The organism is Streptomyces flavofungini, assembly GCF_030388665.1.
Lineage (GTDB): Bacteria > Actinomycetota > Actinomycetes > Streptomycetales > Streptomycetaceae > Streptomyces > Streptomyces flavofungini_A.
The window spans coordinates 2,141,245-2,161,140 of sequence record NZ_CP128846.1 but is presented as its reverse complement, the minus strand read 5'-3'; the positions used below and the strand labels follow the sequence as shown (position 1 = coordinate 2,161,140).

Sequence of the window (19,896 nt, the reverse complement as noted above, 5' to 3'; positions counted from 1 at the left end):
CCGGATGAACGGCCCGGTGGCCCTGTGAAGGGTGCCGGGAGTGGATCTTTGATGTAGCTCACATCTCGCTACGTTCGTACATCCATCCGGGCCCGTCATGGGTCATGACATTCCGATCGCACCCGCGTGCCCGCGCGCCGCGGCGCGACATTCACACCCCGTGTCACATCAGCGTCACTCAGTGTGTCACTCCAGGAGAGGAGCACCCCCTTGGCCGCTTCGCCCACGAAGCGGCGGCACAAGGTCCGCCGAAGGACCGACATGTCGCTGATCGGAGGCATCCGCCCGCCGATCGCCGCCCTGTCGGTCCTGCTCCTTGCCCTGGCGGGCGTCACCGCCCTCACTCTTGGCCGCATCGGCCAGGAAGCCGTCCCCGAGGCGGTCAAGACGTCCCAGCAGCACTTCGCCGAGGACGGCGCCATCGCCCTGCGCGCCTCGATCGACGAGAGCGTCACCGACCTCACCCGGACCGCGGACCTGTTCAACGCGTCCGACCCGGTGCCGGCCGACGCCGTGCTCGACAAGATCAGCAGCGTGTACCAGAAGTGGATGGGCACCGCCGTCGTCGAGATCCGCTCGGGCAAGCTCCTCGCCGCCCGCGGCGAGAACGTGCCGCTGGCCGCGATCGACCGCTCGAAGCTCTCCGACGACGACGGCCTCGCGCCCCGCATGGTGCGCCTGGAGAGCGGCGAGACCCGGCTGCTCACCTTCGCCGTCCTCGCCTGGAAGGGACAGCCGCAGCAGCTCCTCGTCGCATCGAGCAGCCTGCGCTTCCCCGGCATCAGCCTCGGCAACTTCCGCTCCATCGCCGTCGTCGGCAACGACGGCAAGGTCCTGAGCACCGACGGCATCCCCGAGCCCGAGCAGGTCAGCACCGACCAGGAGCGCGAGGAGGTCAAGGCCTCCGAGAAGCAGCTCAAGGCCTTCGCCGAGACCTCCGCGAAGAAGTCCCGCAGCCACCCGATCCTGGCCAAGGAGCCCGGCTCCGGCGGCTATCTCGGCGTCAGCGGCCACCTGGTCGGCGACCGCCACCTCGGTGAGCGGTCCATCGCCGGCTACGCCTCGCTCGCCGCGCCGGAGGCGGGCGAGTCCACCGTGGCCACCCGCCTCGGCCTCAGCGTCGTCTCCATGGTCCCGGTCGCCGAGGACACCAAGCGCACCAAGGGCTCCGCCCTCGGCCTGTTCGCCGCGGGCGCGCTCCTCGTCATCGGCGGCCTGACGGTCTTCCTGCTCCTGCGCACCGTGCAGCGCCCGCTCATCCGGCTGTTCCTGGAGAGCCGCAGGCTCACCCGCGGCGACCTCAGCCGCCCGGTGTCCGTGCCCAAGTACGGCGAGGCCGCCCGCATCGGCGGCGCCCTGGAACGGCTGCGCCGCCAGCTCAACGGCGAACCGGCCGCCAAGGCGACCCCGGCCAGGCGCAAGGGGCTCGGCAGCCGGACCCTGCTCGCCGTCGCCGGTGTGCTGCTGCTCGTCTGGTCGGCGCCGCTGCTGCTGCTCATCAACCGCGCCGGGGACACCGTCCGCGTGCCGCAGCAGATGGTCAACGACCAGCGCGAGCGCACCGACACCCTCTCCGACCGGGTCCGCCGCGCGCTCAACGAGGGCCACGCCGACCTCACCTCGCTCGCGTCCCTCATCGGTGCCCGCACCGACCCGTCGGACATGGACAAGGTCCTGGAGAGCACCCGCAACCAGCACTCCCGCTACCGCTCGCTGTACGTCCTCGACAAGGACGGCAAGGTCCTCTCCAAGTCGGGCGACGACCCGCGCAGCCCCTCCGGCGAGAAGCCGTCCGACGACCCGGTCCGGGTGATCGACGACGACGGCAAGGAGCCGGTGATCATCGGCACCGCCGAGGTGCCGGGCCGCCAGGGCGCCGCCGTGGTGGGCGAGTTCCGCATCGAGTTCCTGAACTCGCTGCTCAAGCGCCCCGGCCTCGGCGAGGTCCGGGTGGTCGACGCCAAGCGCCGGGTGCTCGGCGGCAACGACGGCTACCGCGAGTTCCAGGGGCTGCCCAGCGGCCGCCTCAACGGGCTCGTCGAGGGCACGGGGCAGAAGGTCGGCGGCAAGCCGCGCCCGAGCGGCGTGCTGTACCGCGACGGCGGCGACATCCAGATCGCGGCCGCCGCCCCGTTCGCCGGCGGCGGCGCGGCCGAGCAGCTCGGCTGGTCCGTGGTCACCTGGCAGCCCGCGTCGAACCTCGAGATCCCCGAGTACACCCTGCAGAACCGCACGGTCCTCGCGGGCATGCTCGGCCTCACGGCGGCCGCGGCCTGCCTCGGCTGGCTGCACATCATCGTGGTGCGGCCGCTGCGCAAGCTCGCCGACCAGGCCGAGGCACTGGCCGACGGCGACCGCAAGACCGTCCTCTACCCGGTCCACCACGACGAGGTGGGTGCCGTCACGCGCAGCCTCGAACTGATCAGGCAGCAGCTGCCGTCGGGCACGCAGCGAAAGCGGGACGGCGCGAGCGCCGGCCTCGCCGGAAGGAACTGAACCGCCGTGCTCTTCCTCTACACCGTCCTGGTGGTGTGCTGCGCCGTCCTGCTGGTCGCGGGCGTGATCGAGCAGCGACGGCACTTCACCAACCTGGAACACATACCGTCGCGGGTGCTGGTCAACGGCATCCGCGGCAAGAGCTCCATCACCCGCCTGTGCGCGGGCGCCCTGCGCGGCGGCGACCTGACCACGGTCGCCAAGACCACCGGCACCGCGGCCCGGTTCATCCACCCGGACGCCACCGAGGAGCCGGTCTACCGCAAGTTCGGCATCGCCAACGTCGTCGAGCAGATCGGCATCGTGCGGCGCGCCGCCGCGTACAACCCGGACGCGCTGGTCATCGAGTGCATGGCGGTCATGCCCGCGCTCCAGGAGATCAACCAGTCCAAGCTGATCCGCTCCACCATCGGCGTGCTCTGCAACGTCCGTGAGGACCACCTCGCCGAGATGGGCCCGACCCTCGACGACGTGGCCCGCTCGCTCTCCCGCTCCATGCCGGAGAACGGCATCTGCGTGACCGCCGAGAAGGACCGCTTCGACATCCTCAAGGAGGAGGCCGACGCCCGGAACTGCGAGCTGATCTACGCGGACCCGGAGACGGTCACCGACGAGGAGCTGCGCGGCTTCAGCTGGTTCACCTTCAAGGAGAACGTGTCGATCGCGCTGAAGGTCGCCGAACTCCTCGGCGTCGGCCGCGAGGTCGCCCTCCAGGGCATGTACGACGCGCCGCCGGACCCCGGTGTCCTCTCCGTCGAGCGGTACGTCACCGAGGAGGGCAAGAAGCTCCGCTTCGCCAACGTCTTCGCGGCCAACGACCCCGAGTCGACGCTGATGAACATCAACCAGCTGCTCGACCTCGGCGCCATCCACCGGCCCCTGAACGTCGTCATCAACTGCCGCCCCGACCGCGTCGAGCGCAACGGCCAGATGGGCGAGATCATCCCGGACCTGCAGCCGGACAAGGTCTTCGTCATCGGCCACCCCGCCAAGTCCGCCATCGACGCGATCCCCGCCGACTGGCGTTCGCGCGCGGTGGACCTCGGCGGCGACCGGCGCGACCCGGAGGAGTTCATGGGCCAGCTGCTCGGGCAGCTCGGCGCCGACTCCTCGCTCGTGGCCATCGGCAACATCCACGGCCAGGGCGAACTGCTCCTGGAGCACCTCGCCGAACTGCCCGCCGACGAGAGCGAGGACCCGACGCCCGCGGCCGCCCCGGCCGGTGCCTCGGCGTCCGAGACCACGGGCGGCCACCACCTGTACGAGCCGCACATCGACCCCTACCAGCACTACCCGGAGGCGTACGAGTCGCGGTACACGAACACCGGGTCGCTCCAGGTGGTCCCGGCGCCCCAGGTGCCGGTGCAGCGCACCGCCCAGCAGCCCTATCCGCCGCAGTACGACGGCCGGGCCGCCCAGGACCCCTACGCGGGGCAGGGCGCGTACCAGCAGGGCCAGGGACAGTACGCGGCGCAGGAACCGTACGCGGCGCAGCAGGCGTCGTACGACACGTCGGTCCCGTACGACGCGTACGGCCAGCAGCACCAGCAGGCCCCGCACGCGCACCACGGACAGCAGGGCCAGCACGGCCAGCACCCGCAGTACGACCAGCAGGCCGCGCACCCGCACCACGGCCAGCACCACCAGCACGCCCCGCACCAGCCCCAGGGCGCGCACGATCAGTACGCGCCGCACGAGTCCTACCGGGCGCCGCACGCCGCGCCCCCGCAGGACCCGTCCCACCCTCCCGCCCCCCGCGGCCTGTTCGAGCCGCGCGTCCCGCCCGCCCCGCCCGCCGCGGATGAAACCCAGCAGTGGCACAGCCCAGGAGAGCAGCGTTGATCCCGTCCGTCCTCACCCCCGAGATCGCCGCGGTCGGCATCGCGCTCGGGCTGCTGTTCTCGCTCGTCTGCTATCTGACGACCAACCTGTCGCCCGGCGGCATGATCACGCCCGGCTGGCTCGCGCTGACCCTCGTCGAGGACCTCCAGCGCGCCGCCATGGTGGTCGGCGTCACCGTCCTGACGTACGTCTGCACCCTGCTGATGCAGAAGTTCGTGATCCTCTACGGCAAGCGCCTGTTCGCCGCGGTCGTGCTCACCGGCGTGGTGCTCCAGGCCACCGTGATGATCGTGCTCTCGATCGAGTTCCCGCTGATGTACAGCAACCAGACCCTCGGCTTCATCGTGCCGGGTCTGATCGCCTACCAGCTGGTCCGTCAGCCCAAGGGCCCCACCCTGCTCGCCACGGGATCGGTGACCCTCATGGCCTACGTCGTCCTCACGGCCGGGATCCTCCTCGGCTTCATGCCCTCCGCCTGACCTATCGGAGCCACACATGCCGCCCAAGAAGAAGCGCCCCGCAGTCCACGCCGTCACCGTCCTCGCCCTGCTCGCGGGCAGCACCTACCTGACCGTCGAGCTGCGCAAGGACGAGCAGGACAAGGCGCCGAAGGTGCAGTCCGTCACCGACACCCCGGACCTGACCAACGGCACCGGCCAGGCCGACGGGAAGCAGAAGTGGGAGCGGCTGCGCAACCCTGACCGCTCCGTCCTGCGCACCGAGGACGGCAAGGTCCTCGCCTCGTTCACCGACGGTGCCCGCACGGCGACCCTCTCCGGGCCGAGCCGCACCTTCGCCGAGCCCAGCAACACCAAGTCGAAGGTCGTCACCAACAACTGGGTGCGGCTGATGCCCGAGGTGTGGCGCAAGGGCGCGGAGAAGGAGAAGTGGTTCAAGGACTGGTTCAAGGAGTTCGCCGGCAGCGAGGAGGACGACATCTTCGCGATGGCGTTCCAGTACGTCGAGGGCGCGCCCGTCAAGAAGGACGACGAGGGCATCGCCTACGCCGGTGACGCCAGCTTCGGACCGCTGAACCCCGACGGCAGCGAGGGCAACGACCTGCGCCTGGAGCAGTCCGACTTCTACGACTACCTCGGCATCCCGTACACCTTCCGCGACGGCACCACGATCCAGCCCGAGGCCAAGCGGGCCCGCGCCATCGACTGCTCCGGCTTCATCCGGACCGTCTTCGGCTACCGCGCCCGGTTCCCGCTGATGGCCAACGACACCACTGGCGACGGTCTGCCCCGCACCGCCAACGGCATGGCCCGCGGCAAGCTCGGCGCCCCCGTCATCCCGCTCAAGGGCGTCGGCGCCGCGGACCGACCGAAGACGATCGACGTGGTCCAGCCCGGCGACCTGGTGTTCTTCAAGCTCGACGCCCGCACCAAGGAGCGCCTCGACCACGTGGGGATCTTCCTCGGCCACGACGCCGAGGGCCACAAGATATTCATCTCCAGCCGCGAAGAGGTCAACGGCCCCACCATCGGCGACAAGGGCGGCACGTCCCGCCTCGACGGCAACGGCTACTACGCCAAGGCGCTGCGCAGCGCCAAGCGCCTCTAGCCGCCGGGCTCCCGCGCGCCCGGACAGGTCCGCGCGGGAGCGCCGCCCCCTCCTCACCCCCTACCTGGCGAGAACGCCACCCGTGACAGGAGCGAAAGCCCCTATCGCTGATGACAAGCCGCGCGAGGCCGTGCTTGGCTGGGCCGCCTGATCGTCGACGGCCCCCAACACGGGCCGCAGAAGGGGGAGTTCATGAAGTTCGCCAAGGTGCCCGCGCGCGTCCTGCTGCCGCTCGCCGGAGCCGCCCTCGCCACCACGGCCCTCGCCGCCCCCGCCACGGCCGCCCCCGAGCACTGGGCCGACGGCGAGGTCCACTACGCCGAATCCCGCTCGTTCGTCACCCCGTACGACGGCACCCAGGGCGCCCGCGCCGTCCTCCGCGTGGACTGGGAGACCGGCAAGGGTGGTGTCTACGGAAACACGTGGGACCTGAAGAAGGACGGCAACGACGCCGTCCTGCAGGCCGGCTACTCCTGGCTCGACGGCTCCACCTGGAAGCCCGTGACGCGCACCCTCAACACGGTCGAGGACGCCAGCGACAGCGGCCGCCACACCAGCCTGCACACCGACCCGGCGGTCAAGATCAAGGACCTGAAGGTCAGGGTCTGCACGGTCGACGGCGCGGGCGCGCGGGTGTGGTGCGGGGACTGGCACTGAGCGCCGTGGCGGGCTAGTTCCGGACCGTTCGCGGGCCCACGCACTCCGCCCCCAGCTCGCCCACGCGGCGGCGCAGTTCGCGGTCCGCGGTCACCACCACGCAGGGACCCGGGACCTGGGCCACCAGCTCCACGATGCGGTCGTCGCCACTGGCGGGGGCGGAGTCGACACGCACGCCCGGGACGGACCCGACGCCGCGGGCCCGGCCCTCCACGACGAGGACGACCTCGAGGGGGCCCGGCAGTTCGGGCAGGCCCGCCGCGGCGAGCGGCACCAGACGGTCCCGCAGCCGCTCCGCCGCGCCCCGCCGGTCCCGCCACCAGCCGTCCGGCACGGAGCCCACGACATTGGCGGCGTCCACGACGAGGGTCACGGTGTCCATGTCCATGCGGCTGTCCATGCGGCCAAGCCTCGCACGCCCGGGTGCACCCACCCCCACCTCGCCCATTAGAGTTGCTGTGACCCGACGTCCCTGGCCACGGAAACCGCCGCATGCCCCCAGCCCCCACCCCACCGACCGTGAACGGCGACTGGCTCATACGCGCACGCGACGGCAGGCTCGCCGTCTACGCCTGCGAGAGCGACGCCGTGGTCTGCCGCACCCAGCGCCACCCGGGCGAGCCCTGGACCGCGCCCCGCGTCGTCGGCGGCGACCAGCGCGTCCATCCCGTCCTCGCCGTCGCCCAGGGCGCCGACACCTACGTCCACCTGGTGTCGTGGCGGCCCACGGTCTCCGGCGAGTCGGGCCTCGTGCACTCCACCCACTTCCAGCCGCACCTCGCCGCCCTCGACTGGAACCCCCTCGGCCACCCCAACAAGAAGGGGCAGAGCACCGGCGTCCCCGCCGTCACCGTCGACGCCCAGGGCCGCGCCCATGTGTTCGTGCCCAACCGGGGCGGCGGGGTCAGCATGCGCGGCCAGAAGGAGAAGGGCGGCTGGGGTCCCTGGCGCGACCTCAAGGGCCAAGGGGTGCGCGGCCCGCTCGCCGTCGCGACGGGCGAGTCCGGCCTGGTCACGGCGTACGCGGCCACCTCGGACAGCATCCTGCGCTGGCGCCAGGCCTCGCCGGGCGCCGTCCCCGCCCTCGACGAGGAGCCGCTGCGCGTCACGGCCCGCCCCGGCACCCTGCGCGCCCTCGCCACCTCCGCCGAGCACATCACCCTGTTCTTCACGGACGCGGACGGCGAGCTGCGCGCCTGGCGCGGCACCGCGGACGACGAGCCGGTACGCCTCCTCACGGCCGCGGGCCCCGGCCCGGTCTCGGCCGTGCGCTGCGAACTCGAAGGACACGACTGCACCCTGCTGGCCCAGCGCGCCGAGAGCGGCCGCGTCGCCTTCGCCGCCTACCCGACCGAGCTGGAGTCCGCGGGCGCCTGGTGGACCGAGTCGGGCCCCGCCCTGCCGGTGGACGCCCGGGTCGCCCTCGCCACCGACGCCGCGGGCCGGGTGATCGCGGCGACCTTCGTGCCCGGCACCGGAGCGCTGCGCCTGACCCACCGCAAGGACGAGCCGGGCCTCGCCCTCAAGGCCTGGGAGCAGGCGGCCTCGATCTAGGCCGCGCCTCCTGGTCCGGTCCCGCCGAAGTCCCGGCTGCCCGCGACGCCTTGAGGGCCCGGACGACGACAGTGCCCGGCACGCCAGTCGGCGTACCGGGCACTGGGGAGTCCTCGTTACGCGGGGACGCTCGCGAGCCCCTGCTCCAGGAACCGCTTGCCGTTCACCCGCTCGCTGACACCCTCACGGTCCAGGTACGGCGTGATGCCGCCCAGGTGGAAGGGCCAGCCCGCGCCGGTGATCAGGCACAGGTCGATGTCCTGCGCCTCGGCGACGACGCCCTCGTCGAGCATGAGCCCGATCTCCTGGGCGACGGCGTCGAGCACGCGGGCCCGCACCTGCTCCTCGGTCAGGACGGAGTCGCCCTGCTTCAGGAGCGCGGCGACCTCCGGGTCCAGCTCCGGCTTGCCGCTGTCGTACACGTAGAAGCCGCGCTTGCCCGCCTCCACGACCGCCTTCAGGTTCGGCGACACGGTGAAGCGGTCCGGGAAGGCGCGGTTCAGCGTCTCCGAGACGTGCAGGCCGATGGCCGGGCCGACCAGCTCCAGGAGGACCAGCGGCGACATCGGCAGGCCGAGCGGCTCGACGGCCTTCTCGGCGACCGGCACCGGGGTGCCCTCGTCGATGACGTTCTGGATCTCGCCCATGAAGCGGGTGAGGATGCGGTTCACGACGAACGCCGGGGCGTCCTTCACCAGGACCGCGGTCTTCTTCAGCTTCTTGGCGACGCCGAAGGCCGTGGCCAGGGACGCGTCGTCGGTCTGCTCGCCGCGCACGATCTCCAGGAGGGGGAGGATCGCGACCGGGTTGAAGAAGTGGAAGCCGACGACCCGCTCGGGGTGCTTCAGCTTGGAGGCCATCTCCGTCACCGACAGCGAGGAGGTGTTGGTCGCGAGGATCGCGTGCGCCGGAGCGACCGCCTCCACCTCGGCGAACACCTGCTGCTTGACGCCGATCTCCTCGAAGACGGCCTCGATGATGAAGTCGGCGTCGGCGAAGCCCTCCGCCTTGTCCAGGACACCGGAGACGAGCGCCTTCAGGCGGTTGGCCTTGTCCTGGTTGACGCGGCCCTTGAGGAGCAGCTTGTCGATCTCCCCGTGGACGTACGAGACGCCCTTGTCGACGCGCTCCTGGTCGATGTCGGTCAGGACGACCGGCACCTCCAGGCGGCGCAGGAACAGCAGGGCGAGCTGCGAGGCCATCAGACCGGCGCCCACGACGCCGACCTTGGTGACCGGGCGCGCCAGGTTCTTGTCCGGGGCGCCCGCGGGGCGCTTGCCGCGCTTCTGGACGAGGTTGAACGCGTAGATGCCGCTGCGCAGTTCGCCGCCCATGATGAGGTCGGCGAGCGCCTTGTCCTCGGCGTCGAAGCCCGTCTGCAGGTCACTGTCCTTCGCGTCCGCGACGATCTCCAGGGCGCGATAAGCGGCCGGGGCGGCGCCGTGCACCTTGGAGTCGGCGATGGCGCGGCCGCGGGCGACGGCCGCGTCCCAGGCCTCGCCGCGGTCGATCTCCGGGCGCTCCACCTTGACGGTGCCGTTGAGGACGGAGGCCGTCCACGCCAGCGACTGCTCCAGGAAGTCCGCGCCCTCGAACAGGGCGTCCGCGATGCCGAGTTCGAAGACCTGCTTGCCCTTGAGCTGCTTGTTCTGGTTCAGCGAGTTCTCGATGATGACCGAAACGGCGCGGTCCGCGCCGATCAGGTTCGGCAGGATCGTGCAGCCGCCCCAGCCCGGGACGAGCCCCAGGAACACCTCGGGCAGGGAGAACGCGGGCAGCGCCTCGGAGACGGTGCGGTACGAGCAGTGCAGACCGACCTCGACGCCACCGCCCATGGCCGCGCCGTTGTAGTACGCGAACGTCGGGACCGCGAGGCCGGCGAGCCGCTTGAAGACGTCGTGGCCGCCCTTGCCGATGGCCAGCGCGTCCTCGTGCCGCTTCAGGATCTCGACGCCCTTGAGGTCGGCGCCGACGGCGAAGATGAACGGCTTGCCGGTGATGCCGACACCGACGATGGTGCCCTCGGCGGCTTCCTTCTCCACCTGGTCGATCGCGGCGTTCAGGTTCGCGAGCGAGCCCGGGCCGAAGGTGGTCGGCTTGGTGTGGTCGAAGCCGTTGTCGAGGGTGATGAGGGCGAACCGGCCGGCGCCCGCGGGCAGGTCGAGGTGACGTACGTGAGCCTGCGTCACGACCTCGTCGGGGAACAGCTCGGCCGCACCCTTCAACAGCTCAGTGGTGGTGGTGCTCACTTGTCGCCTCCGGCGTCCTTGTGGTGCGGGTTCTCCCAGATGACCGTCGCGCCCATGCCGAAGCCGACGCACATGGTGGTCAGGCCGTAGCGGACCTCGGGCTGCTCCTCGAACTGCCGCGCCAGCTGCGTCATCAGGCGGACGCCGGAGGAGGCGAGCGGGTGTCCGAAGGCGATGGCGCCGCCGTACTGGTTGACGCGGGCGTCGTCGTCGGCGATGCCGTAGTGCTCGAGGAACGCGAGGACCTGGACGGCGAAGGCCTCGTTGATCTCGAAGAGGCCGATGTCGGAGATGCTCAGGCCCGCCTGGGCGAGAGCCTTCTCGGTCGCCGGGATCGGGCCGTAGCCCATGACCTCGGGCTCCACACCCGCGAAGGAGTACGACACGAGGCGCATCTTGACGGGGAGGCCGTTCTCCCGGGCGAAGTCCTCGGAAGCGATGATCGAGGCGGTGGCGCCGTCGTTGAGACCGGCGGCGTTGCCCGCGGTGACGCGGCCGTGCGTACGGAACGGGGTCTTCAGGCCGGACAGGTTCTCCAGCGTCGTGCCGGGGCGCATCGGCTCGTCCTGGGTGGCCAGGCCCCAACCGGTCTCGCCCGCCTCCTCGTTGGTGCGGCGTACGGAGATCGGCACCAGGTCCTGCTGGATCTTGCCGTTGGCGTACGCCTTGGCGGCCTTCTCCTGCGAGCGCACGGCGTACTCGTCGGCGCGCCGCTTGGTGATGCTCGGGTAGCGGTCGTGCAGGTTCTCCGCCGTCATGCCCATGAACAGGGCGGACTCGTCGACCAGCTTCTCGCTCACGAACCGGGGGTTCGGGTCGACGCCCTCGCCCATGGGGTGGCGGCCCATGTGCTCGACACCGCCGGCGATCACCGCGTCGTACGCGCCGAAGGCGATGGAGCCCGCGGTGGTGGTGACGGCGGTGAGCGCGCCCGCGCACATGCGGTCGATCGAGTAGCCCGGAACGGACTGCGGGAGCCCCGCGAGGATGCCCGCCGTGCGGCCGATCGTGAGCCCCTGGTCACCGATCTGCGTGGTGGCGGCCACCGCGACCTCGTCGATCTTGGCCGGGTCCAGGGCCGGGTTGCGGCGCAGCAGTTCCCGGATGGCCTTGACGATGAGGTCGTCGGCGCGGGTCTCGTGGTAGATGCCCTTGGGGCCCGCCTTGCCGAACGGGGTGCGGACGCCGTCGACGAAGACGACGTCCCTGACGGTACGAGGCACGATGGCTCTCCTCCAGGGTGCGGTGCGCCTGCGGCGCGCTTCCTCGACCCATGCTACTTGTCGGTAACTACGAGGCCAAGGGCTGGTCCGGGGAGGCGCACGTCACATGCGGGCCGCAGTCCGCCGCCTGCCTCCGCCCGCCCCGAACTCTGGTCCCGGCCGCGCCCCGGGGAGGGTGGCCCTCTGGGCCGCGGTCGCCGCGGTACGTCGGCCCGCAGGGCGCCTTCCGGTTGATGGGGTGGGCGGGTGGGCGGTCCGGGCAGGAGTGAGGCGCCCTCGGGGGTGAGGGCGCCTCGGGTGGTGCGGGACTGCGGGGCGGGTGGGTGCGGGCGGGCTACGGGGCCGGGGTGGTGAGGGCTGCGGTGAGGGCGGGGGTCACCTGGGTGATCTGCCAGGGGCGGGCGCCGTGGGTGGTGAGGGCCGCGGCGACCGCGTCGTGGGTGAGCTCGGACGGGGGCTCCCAGCAGACGCGGCGGACCGTGTCGGGCGTGATCAGGTTCTCCTGGGGCATGTTCAGGCGCTCGGCGAGCGCGGAGACGGCCGCCCGGGCCGCGGAGAGGCGCGCGGCGGCGGCCGGATCCCGGTCGGCCCAGGACCGGGGCGGCGGCGGCCCCGCCACCGCCTGCCCGGGCTGCGGAAGCTCGACGTCCGGCAGGGCCCGGGCACGGTCGACCCCGGCCTGCCACTGCTCCAGCTGCCGCCGCCCCATCCGGTGCCCGAACCCGGGCAGCGCCGTGAGCGCGTGCACGTTCGGGGGCAGGGCCAGCGCCGCCTCGACGATCGCGCCGTCGCTGAGGACCTTGCCGGGCGAGACGTCACGCCGCTGCGCGATCCGGTCCCGGGTCACCCACAGTTCCCGTACGACGGCCATCTGCCGCCGTCGCCGGACCTTGTGCATCCCCGACGTGCGCCGCCAGGGGTCCTTGCGGGGCGGCGCGGGCGGCGCGGAGGCGATGGCGTCGAACTCCTCGCGGGCCCACTCCAGCTTCCCCTGCCGGTCCAGCTCCTTCTCGAGGGCGTCACGCAGGTCGACGAGCAGTTCCACGTCCAGCGCGGCGTAGCGCAGCCAGGGCTCGGGGAGGGGGCGGGTCGACCAGTCGACGGCGGAGTGGCCCTTCTCCAGGACGTACCCGAGGACGCTCTCGACCATGGCGCCGAGTCCGACCCGGGGGAATCCGGCGAGCCGCCCGGCGAGCTCGGTGTCGAAGATGCCGGCCGGGACCATGCCTATTTCCCGCAGGCACGGCAGATCCTGGGTGGCGGCGTGCAGCACCCACTCGGTGTCGGCGAGCGCCTCGCCGAGCTCGGACAGGTCGGGGCAGGCGACGGGGTCGATCAGCGCGGTGCCCGCGCCCTCGCGGCGGAGCTGGACCAGGTAGGCGCGCTGGCCGTAGCGGTAGCCGGACGCCCGCTCGGCGTCCACGGCCACCGGTCCCGTACCGGCGGCAAATGCCGCGATGACCTGCGCGAGCGTCGCGGAGTCGGCCACGACGGGCGGAATGCCGTCTCGCGGTTCGAGGAGCGGGGTGGGAGTCCCTTCGACGGAGACGCCTGTGACGCCTTCGTCCGGAGGAGCGCCTCCGGTGGTTCGCAGTGAACTGTCTGCTGCGGTCTCTTGGGCGTCGGTCACCTGTCAAGGGTATCTGTGAACGCACGGCGCCCGTCGACGGAACGTTACGTCGACGGGCGGCCGGGGGGTGTAAATCGGTCAGTGGATGATTCCCGTGCGCAGGGCCACTGCGACCATTCCCGCCCGGTCGCCGGTGCCGAGCTTGCGGGCGATGCGGGCGAGGTGGCTCTTGACGGTCAGTGCGGACAGGCCCATCGAGACGCCGATGGCCTTGTTGGACTGCCCCTCGGCCACCAGGCGGAGAACCTCCACCTCGCGGCCGGACAGTTCGCGGTAGCCGCCCGGGTGGCTCGGGGTGCCCGGCGGGCGCCGGTGCATACGGGCGGCGGCGGAGCCGATGGGGGCGGCGCCGGGACGGGTGGGCAGGCCCACGTTGGTTCGGGTGCCGGTGACGACGTAGCCCTTGACGCCGCCCGCGAGGGCGTTGCGCACGGCGCCGATGTCGTCGGCGGCGGAGAGCGCGAGTCCGTTGGGCCAGCCCGCGGCGCGGGTCTCGGACAGGAGGGTGAGGCCGGAGCCGTCGGGAAGGTGGACGTCGGCGACGCAGATGTCGCGGGGGTTGCCGATGCGGGGACGAGCCTCCGCGATGGACGAGGCCTCGATGACGTCACGTACACCGAGGGCCCACAGGTGGCGGGTCACGGTGGAGCGGACGCGGGGGTCGGCCACGACGACCATGGCGGTCGGCTTGTTCGGGCGGTAGGCGACCAGGCTTGCGGGCTGCTCGAGGAGAACGGACACCAGGCCTCCTGGGGTGGCGGGTCGGAACCGGCTCGGGGATGAAGCCGGGACGAACCGTACGTTTCAAGGTCACAGACCTCTTCGGCACCAATGGCACCCGCCTTTAGGGGATGATCACGATTTGGTGAGTAACAAATTCGGGCGATTCGGACACGTGATCGATCATCCGACGATCAACCCCTCTCACCAGGCGTGCCGTTCCCGTCGCCCGCGCTCAATCCCCGGCCACGTCAACGCGGTGGGTCATCGCCGCGACCCCCGGGGCACCGCCGTGACCGCCGGGGGCACCGCCGTGCCGCGCCCTCAGGTGGAGCGGGGCCCCCGGCGCTGCGGCAGCGACACCACCGAGCCGTCGGCCGCCGCGACCGGCGGCAGCCCCGCGATCTGGCACAGCAGGTCGCACCACGCCGCCAGGTGCGCCGCCGTGTCCGGCACCCCGGTGGCCGACTCGCGCGGTGTCCAGGACGCGCGGATCTCGATCTGGGAGGCGGGCGGGCGCTCGGCGAGCCCGCCGAAGTAGTGCGAGCCCGCCCGCGTCACCGTCCCGCTGGGCTCCCCGCACGCCAGGCCCCGGGCGGCGAGCGCCCCCGTCAGCCAGGTCCAGCACACCTCGGGGAGCAGCGGGTCCGCCGCCATCTCCGGCTCCAGCTCCGCCCGCACCAGCGTCACGAGCCGGAACGTCCCCTGCCAGGCGTCGTGCCCGTCCGGGTCGTGCAGCAGCACCAGCCTGCCGTCCGCCAGGTCCTCGTCACCGTCCACGACGGCCGCCTCCAGCGCGTACGCGTAGGGGGCGAGCCGCTTCGGCGACCGGGTCTGTTCGACCTCGATCTGCGGCCGCAGCCGTGCCCCGCGCAGGGCGTCGACCGCAGCACGGAACGGCGGCGGACCCGCGTCCGCCACCACCCCCTGCGCGCCGTCCATCTCGCCCGCGTCGTCCGACCGTTGTCCTTGAGCCGCAGCCATGCGGGGAAGATTAAGGGGAACGGCGCCTCCGTGCAGGGAGGCGCCCCTCTCGGGGCGCGCTTTGCTCACTCCTTGCCCCGGGCCCGGGTGGTCTTCGGGTGTCGCGCTCGCTCGCTTGTCCTCAAGCGCCGGACGGGCTGGTCCCTCCTGGTTGCGGTCTTTGCTCCGGCGCCGGACGGGCTGAGTCTGTCTCCGGGTGGGCTGAGTCGGTTGCCGGGCGGGGTGAGTTCGCTCGGGCGTGGGTGGGTTTCGTCCGGTTGACCCGGCGTCCCGTGCCGTGGGGCGCGTGCGAGACTTTGCGGGTGAGTGTCAATGACGAGGCCACGGGCCGGCGAAACGCAGCTACGTACGACTCCGCATTCCTGAAGGCGTGCAGGCGCGAGCCGGTGCCGCACACGCCGGTGTGGTTCATGCGGCAGGCGGGGCGCTCACTGCCCGAGTACCGCAAGGTCCGTGAGGGCACGGCCATGCTGGAGTCCTGCATGATGCCGGAGCTGGTCACGGAGATCACGCTGCAGCCGGTGCGCCGCCACGGCGTGGACGCGGCGATCTACTTCAGCGACATCGTCGTCCCCCTCAAGGCCATCGGCATCGACCTCGACATCAAGCCCGGCGTCGGGCCCGTCGTCGAGCAGCCCATCCGCTCCCGCGCCGACCTCGCGCGGCTGCGGGACCTCACGCCCGAGGACGTCTCGTACGTCACCGAGGCCATCGGGATGCTCACCCGCGAACTGGGCGAGACGCCGCTCATCGGATTCGCCGGTGCGCCTTTCACCCTCGCGAGTTACCTCGTCGAGGGCGGTCCGAGCCGTAACCACGAGCACACCAAGGCCATGATGTACGGCGACCCGCAGCTGTGGGCCGACCTGCTCGACCGGCTCGCGGAGATCACCGGCGCCTTCCTGAAGGTGCAGATCGAGGCCGGCGCCAGCGCCGTGCAGCTCTTCGACTCCTGGGTGGGCGCCCTGGCCCCCGCCGACTACCGCCGCTCCGTGATGCCCGCGTCCACCAAGGTCTTCGACGCCGTCGCCGGGTACGGCGTGCCGCGCATCCACTTCGGCGTCGGCACCGGCGAACTGCTCGGGCTGCTCGGCGAGGCCGGGGCCGACGTGGTCGGCGTCGACTGGCGGGTGCCGCTGGACGAGGCCGCCCGGCGGGTGGGCCCCGGCAAGGCGCTCCAGGGCAACATCGACCCCGCCGTCCTCTTCTCCTCCCGCGAGGCCGTCGAGGCGAAGGCCGACGAGGTGCTCGCCGCGGCCGCCGGTCTCGAGGGCCACGTCTTCAACCTCGGCCACGGCGTGCTGCCCAGCACCGACCCCGACGCCCTCACCCGGCTCGTGGAGTACGTCCACACGCGTACCGCCTGAGGGACGAGCACAGCGCGAGCCGCTGCCCCGGCCCCCTCCTGGCGGAGGCCGGAGCGGCGGCTCGCGTGCGTCCCTCCCCGGGCCCGACGCCGTACGACGCCCCCCTGGGCCCGGGAGGGAGCCCCCCCATCCGCCTGCCGGACTCCCACCCGCCCCCCGACGGGTGGGAGTCCGGCCCGTGGCGGCTCCCCCCCCACGGTGAATCGAACGCATGTTGCCGTGCGTGTTCGTTCCACTCTGACGCGTCACATGGTGCGGCTCGGCTGTGAGGCCCGTGCCGATTCTGTGAAAAGTGGCGGAAAAGAGCGGGTAGCTGATGAGAGGTGCGACATGGGGCGGATGGGGTCGATAGGGGTGGGCGTGGTGTCGCCGGGTGTCCGATGGTGAGGACCGCGTGGCCGCTCAGCGGGGTTCGGGCTGCCTCGGAGCCGTAGTGCGTGGCATGTGCATGTATGGGGCGTGCGCCCGGTGTGTTCGGCTTTTTTCAGTGGACCGGACCAATGACGGGAATCGGCCACGCCCCAGGGGTTGCCGGATGCCGCGTCGGAATGGAGGAAAGCGCGTTCTGACCTGCGAGAGAGTCGCGTTCCGGGGGAGCGGTGGGCGGGGGGTATCCGGCCCCGCGTCCCATCGCGCGCCGCGTCGGCCGGGCGTGCCCCCGGGACCCGCCGCCGCAAGGGTGCGGACCGCGCCACCCCCCGGGGCCGGTCCCGCCGCCCCTCAGGCCCCGCCGGCCCGCACCGCCGCCACCGCCTTGCGCGCCGCCACCAGGACCGGGTCCCACACGGGTGAGAACGGCGGCGCGTACCCGAGGTCGAGCGCCGTCATCTGCTCGACCGTCATGCCCGCCGTCAGCGCCACGGCCGCCACGTCGACCCGCTTGGCCGCGCCCTCACGGCCCACGATCTGGACGCCGAGCAGTCGGCCCGTGCGCCGCTCGGCCAGCATCTTCACCGTCATCAGGGCCGCCCCGGGGTAGTACCCGGCCCGGCTCGTCGACTCGATGGTCACCGTCACGTACTGCAGGCCCACCGCCCCTGCGTCCTTCTCGCGCAGGCCCGTGCGGGCGATCTCCAGGTCGCAGACCTTGCTCACGGCGGTGCCGACGACGCCGGGGAACGTGGCGTACCCGCCGCCGACGTTCGCCCCGATGACCTGCCCGTGCTTGTTCGCGTGCGTGCCGAGCGCGATGTGCCGCTGTCGGCCCGAGACCAGGTCCAGGACCTCCACGCAGTCGCCGCCCGCCCAGATCGTCCCGTCCGCGACCGGCCCGCGCACCCGCATCGCCGGGTCGGTGAGCAGCCCGCCGTGCTCCCCGAGGGGCAGGCCCGCGGCGCGCGCGAGCGCCGTCTCGGGGCGTACGCCGATCCCGAGCACCACCACGTCCGCGGGGAACTCGCGGTCCTCGGTGGCCACGGCCCTGGCGCGCCCGTCGTCCCCGGTGAGGATCTTGGTGACCTCGGCGTCGTTCACCATCGTGATGCCCATGCCGGTCATCGCCTCGTGCACCAGGCGGCCCATGTCCGGGTCGAGCGTGGACATCGGCTCCTGGCCGCGGTTGACCACTGTGACCTCGTAGCCGCGGCGGAGCAGGGCCTCCGCCATCTCGACGCCGATGTAGCCCGCGCCGATCACGACGGCACGGCGGCCCTCCGTCCGCGTGAGGGCGTCGAGCAGCGCCTGGCCGTCGTCCAGGGTCTGCACGCCGTGCACGCCCGGCGCGTCGATGCCGGGCAGGTCCGGGCGCAGCGGCCGGGCGCCGGTGGCGATCACGAGCTTGTCGTACGCGGTCCACTCCTCGGCGCCCGAGGTGAGGTCCCGCGACCACACCCGCCGCTCCCGCGCGTCGATCTCGACGACCTCGGTGCGCATCCGCAGGTCGATCGCGCGTTCCCGGTGCTCCGCGGGCGTCCGCGCGATCAGGTCGTCCCGCTCGGCGACCTCGCCGCCCACCCAGTAGGGGATCCCGCACGCCGAGAACGAGGTGAAGTTGCCCCGCTCGAACGCGACGATCTCCAGCTCCTGCGGCGACTTCAGCCTGCGCGCCTGCGACGCGGCCGACATCCCGGCCGCGTCCCCTCCGATGACCACCAGTCGTTCACTCATGCGGACACGCTACGGGGCGGGGTCAGTTCGGGCCCCGGCGCCGCCCCCGGCACGGCACCGGGACCCTGCACCGCCCCCGCGTCGGTCACGAACCGCCCGGGGCCTTCGGGGCCTTGGGGGCCTCGGGGCCGCTCGCGCCGCCGCTGCCCGGACCGGTCCCGGCGGTGCCGCCGCCGCTGCCGGAGCCGCCCGTGCCGTCGGCACCAGAGGCCCCCGTGCCTCCCGGCCCGGCGGGAGGTGCCGTCCCGCCCGAGCCCGCGGCCACCCCCGTGCCCGGCCCCGCGGGCACCGCCACCGCCCGCCGCGCCGCCCTCGGCCGCACCACCCTCAGCCACAGCAGCACCAGCAGCGCCGCGACCGCCGCGAACGGCAGGGCCGCCGCCAGGGCGACCGCCAGCCAGCCCAGCATGGTCACGAACGCGCCCCAGCCGCCGGACAGCGCGCCCGCGAACGTCGGGCCCTCGTCGTCCTCACTGTCCCTGCCGCTCAGGGGCGACTCGGTGAGCGTGAGCGTGATGGTGGCCATCGTCGTACGGTCCTTCAGCGAGGACTGCCGCGCGAGCAGGGCCTCCAGGTCCGCCTGACGGCCGCTCAGCTCGCCCTCCAGCGAGACGATGTCGCTGATCTTCGTGGCCTTGTCCATCAGCGCCCGCACCCGCGCCACGCTCGCCCGCTGCGTCCTGATCCGGCTCTCGACGTCCACGACCTCCTCGGTGACGTCCTCGGCCTTGGCGTTGCGGCTGATCAGCTTCCCCGTGCCCGCGAGGTCGGAGAGGACCTGCTCGTAGCGGTCCTGGGGGACGCGGAGCACGACGCGGGAGCGGTCGTGGCCGCGCCGGTCGCGGTCCGTGGACTCGTCGCCGACCAGACCGCCCGCGCCCTCGGCCGCCGTCCGCGCCCGCTCCAGGGCCCGCGGCACGTCCTTGACGCGTACGGTCAGGGAGGCCGTGCGGATGATGTGGGTGTCGGCCGCCCGCAGCGGCCCGGACGGATTCCGGGCGTCGCCGCCCGCGCGCTCCTTCCCGCTCCCGGCGCGTTCGCCGTCCGCCTTGGCGCCGTCCCGCGCCCCGCTCTCGTCGGTCAGGGCGCCGCCGCCGTCGGCGGGCCCCTGGCTGGCCTGCGCCCCCGCGGCCCGGTCGCCGCCGGAGTCACTGCTCTTGTCGTCGCTGTCGCCGCCCGCGCCGCACCCCGCGAGCGCGAGCGTCACGGTGAGGAGCACCGCGGCGAGCCCGGTGAGCGGACCCCGCCGCGCGGTGCGCCCCGCCCGGCCGCGGGGCGTCGGCGCGCCCGGGGCCGGTGGCGCCCCGGCGGGCGCGGGCCCGCCGCCCGTACCGGATGACCCTGACGTGCTGGACGTGTGCATCGACGTACCCCCGAGATCGTGGTGAGTGTGCTCCTACGACGCCGGGGCCGGTCACGATGTTCGGTCCGGGTGGTCCCGATGAGGTTCCGGCGCGGTCACGGACGGGACTCGTCCGGAAGCGTGCCGGGGACCGGAGGGT

At 72.7% G+C, this 19,896-nt stretch carries 15 protein-coding genes; 7 read left to right on the top strand and 8 right to left on the bottom strand.

What is annotated here, in order from left to right:
- Positions 1-261 precede the first annotated feature (261 nt).
- The 5 genes from QUY26_RS08475 (at position 262) to QUY26_RS08455 (ending at position 6,561) form a co-directional block, all read left to right on the top strand.
- Positions 262-2,496, top strand: coding sequence for a HAMP domain-containing protein (locus QUY26_RS08475; RefSeq protein WP_289944685.1), 2,235 nt, complete (start codon positions 262-264; stop codon positions 2,494-2,496).
- Positions 2,497-2,502: 6 nt separating this feature from the next.
- Positions 2,503-4,338, top strand: a complete 1,836-nt coding sequence (gene pgsB, locus QUY26_RS08470) for a poly-gamma-glutamate synthase PgsB (protein ID WP_289944684.1) — start codon at positions 2,503-2,505, stop codon at positions 4,336-4,338.
- Entirely contained in the window at positions 4,335-4,817 is a 483-nt protein-coding gene (locus QUY26_RS08465) for a poly-gamma-glutamate biosynthesis protein PgsC/CapC (RefSeq protein ID WP_030357209.1), read from the top strand. Before pgsB ends, QUY26_RS08465 begins: the two co-directional genes overlap by 4 nt.
- Positions 4,818-4,833: 16 nt before the next feature.
- On the top strand, positions 4,834-5,904 hold the full coding sequence (locus QUY26_RS08460) for a C40 family peptidase (protein WP_289944681.1): 1,071 nt from the start codon (positions 4,834-4,836) through the stop codon (positions 5,902-5,904).
- Between the two features lie 192 nt (positions 5,905-6,096).
- On the top strand, positions 6,097-6,561 hold the full coding sequence (locus tag QUY26_RS08455; protein WP_289944679.1) for a hypothetical protein: 465 nt from the start codon (positions 6,097-6,099) through the stop codon (positions 6,559-6,561).
- A 13-nt stretch (positions 6,562-6,574) separates the two neighbouring features.
- Here QUY26_RS08455 and QUY26_RS08450 read toward each other — a convergent pair whose 3' ends face one another.
- On the bottom strand, positions 6,575-6,961 hold the full coding sequence (locus tag QUY26_RS08450) for an NTP pyrophosphohydrolase (RefSeq protein WP_289944677.1): 387 nt from the start codon (positions 6,959-6,961) through the stop codon (positions 6,575-6,577).
- Positions 6,962-7,080: 119 nt separating this feature from the next.
- Here QUY26_RS08450 and QUY26_RS08445 point away from each other — a divergent pair, with 119 nt between their 5' ends.
- A complete protein-coding gene (locus QUY26_RS08445) occupies positions 7,081-8,115 on the top strand; it encodes a hypothetical protein (protein WP_289955595.1) in 1,035 nt (344 codons plus the stop codon).
- Positions 8,116-8,231: 116 nt separating this feature from the next.
- On the opposite strand, the gene QUY26_RS08440 is transcribed toward QUY26_RS08445, so the two are convergent.
- From QUY26_RS08440 to QUY26_RS08420, 5 genes are all read right to left on the bottom strand, one after another.
- Entirely contained in the window at positions 8,232-10,364 is a 2,133-nt protein-coding gene (locus QUY26_RS08440) for a 3-hydroxyacyl-CoA dehydrogenase NAD-binding domain-containing protein (RefSeq protein WP_289944676.1), read from the bottom strand.
- Positions 10,361-11,587, bottom strand: coding sequence for an acetyl-CoA C-acyltransferase (locus QUY26_RS08435; RefSeq protein ID WP_289944674.1), 1,227 nt, complete (start codon positions 11,585-11,587; stop codon positions 10,361-10,363). The genes QUY26_RS08440 and QUY26_RS08435 overlap by 4 nt, the downstream gene beginning before the upstream one ends.
- A 334-nt stretch (positions 11,588-11,921) precedes the next feature.
- On the bottom strand, positions 11,922-13,217 hold the full coding sequence (locus QUY26_RS08430) for a ribonuclease D (RefSeq protein ID WP_289944673.1): 1,296 nt from the start codon (positions 13,215-13,217) through the stop codon (positions 11,922-11,924).
- Between the two features lie 78 nt (positions 13,218-13,295).
- On the bottom strand, positions 13,296-13,958 hold the full coding sequence (locus QUY26_RS08425; RefSeq protein WP_016643199.1) for a response regulator transcription factor: 663 nt from the start codon (positions 13,956-13,958) through the stop codon (positions 13,296-13,298).
- 303 nt (positions 13,959-14,261) lie between these two features.
- Positions 14,262-14,921, bottom strand: a complete 660-nt coding sequence (locus QUY26_RS08420; protein WP_289944662.1) for a DUF3000 domain-containing protein — start codon at positions 14,919-14,921, stop codon at positions 14,262-14,264.
- A 302-nt stretch (positions 14,922-15,223) separates the two neighbouring features.
- Here QUY26_RS08420 and hemE point away from each other — a divergent pair, with 302 nt between their 5' ends.
- Positions 15,224-16,288 (top strand): uroporphyrinogen decarboxylase, encoded by a 1,065-nt coding sequence (gene hemE, locus QUY26_RS08415; protein ID WP_289944660.1) that lies wholly within the window; start codon positions 15,224-15,226, stop codon positions 16,286-16,288.
- A 720-nt stretch (positions 16,289-17,008) separates the two neighbouring features.
- On the opposite strand, the gene QUY26_RS08410 is transcribed toward hemE, so the two are convergent.
- Both QUY26_RS08410 and QUY26_RS08405 read right to left on the bottom strand, forming a co-directional pair.
- A complete protein-coding gene (locus QUY26_RS08410) occupies positions 17,009-18,394 on the bottom strand; it encodes an FAD-dependent oxidoreductase (protein WP_289944657.1) in 1,386 nt (461 codons plus the stop codon).
- Between the two features lie 85 nt (positions 18,395-18,479).
- On the bottom strand, positions 18,480-19,757 hold the full coding sequence (locus tag QUY26_RS08405) for a DUF4349 domain-containing protein (RefSeq protein WP_289944655.1): 1,278 nt from the start codon (positions 19,755-19,757) through the stop codon (positions 18,480-18,482).
- Between the last annotated feature and the right edge of the window lie 139 nt (positions 19,758-19,896).

Coding starts and splice junctions, on each gene's coding strand:
- QUY26_RS08475 (WP_289944685.1), top strand. CDS start 262: ATGTCGCTGATCGGAGGCATCCGCCCGCCGATCGCCGCCCTGTCGGTC.
- QUY26_RS08460 (WP_289944681.1), top strand. CDS start 4,834: ATGCCGCCCAAGAAGAAGCGCCCCGCAGTCCACGCCGTCACCGTCCTC.
- QUY26_RS08455 (WP_289944679.1), top strand. CDS start 6,097: ATGAAGTTCGCCAAGGTGCCCGCGCGCGTCCTGCTGCCGCTCGCCGGA.
- QUY26_RS08450 (WP_289944677.1), bottom strand. CDS start 6,961: ATGGACAGCCGCATGGACATGGACACCGTGACCCTCGTCGTGGACGCC.
- QUY26_RS08420 (WP_289944662.1), bottom strand. CDS start 14,921: ATGGCTGCGGCTCAAGGACAACGGTCGGACGACGCGGGCGAGATGGAC.
- QUY26_RS08410 (WP_289944657.1), bottom strand. CDS start 18,394: ATGAGTGAACGACTGGTGGTCATCGGAGGGGACGCGGCCGGGATGTCG.
- QUY26_RS08405 (WP_289944655.1), bottom strand. CDS start 19,757: ATGCACACGTCCAGCACGTCAGGGTCATCCGGTACGGGCGGCGGGCCC.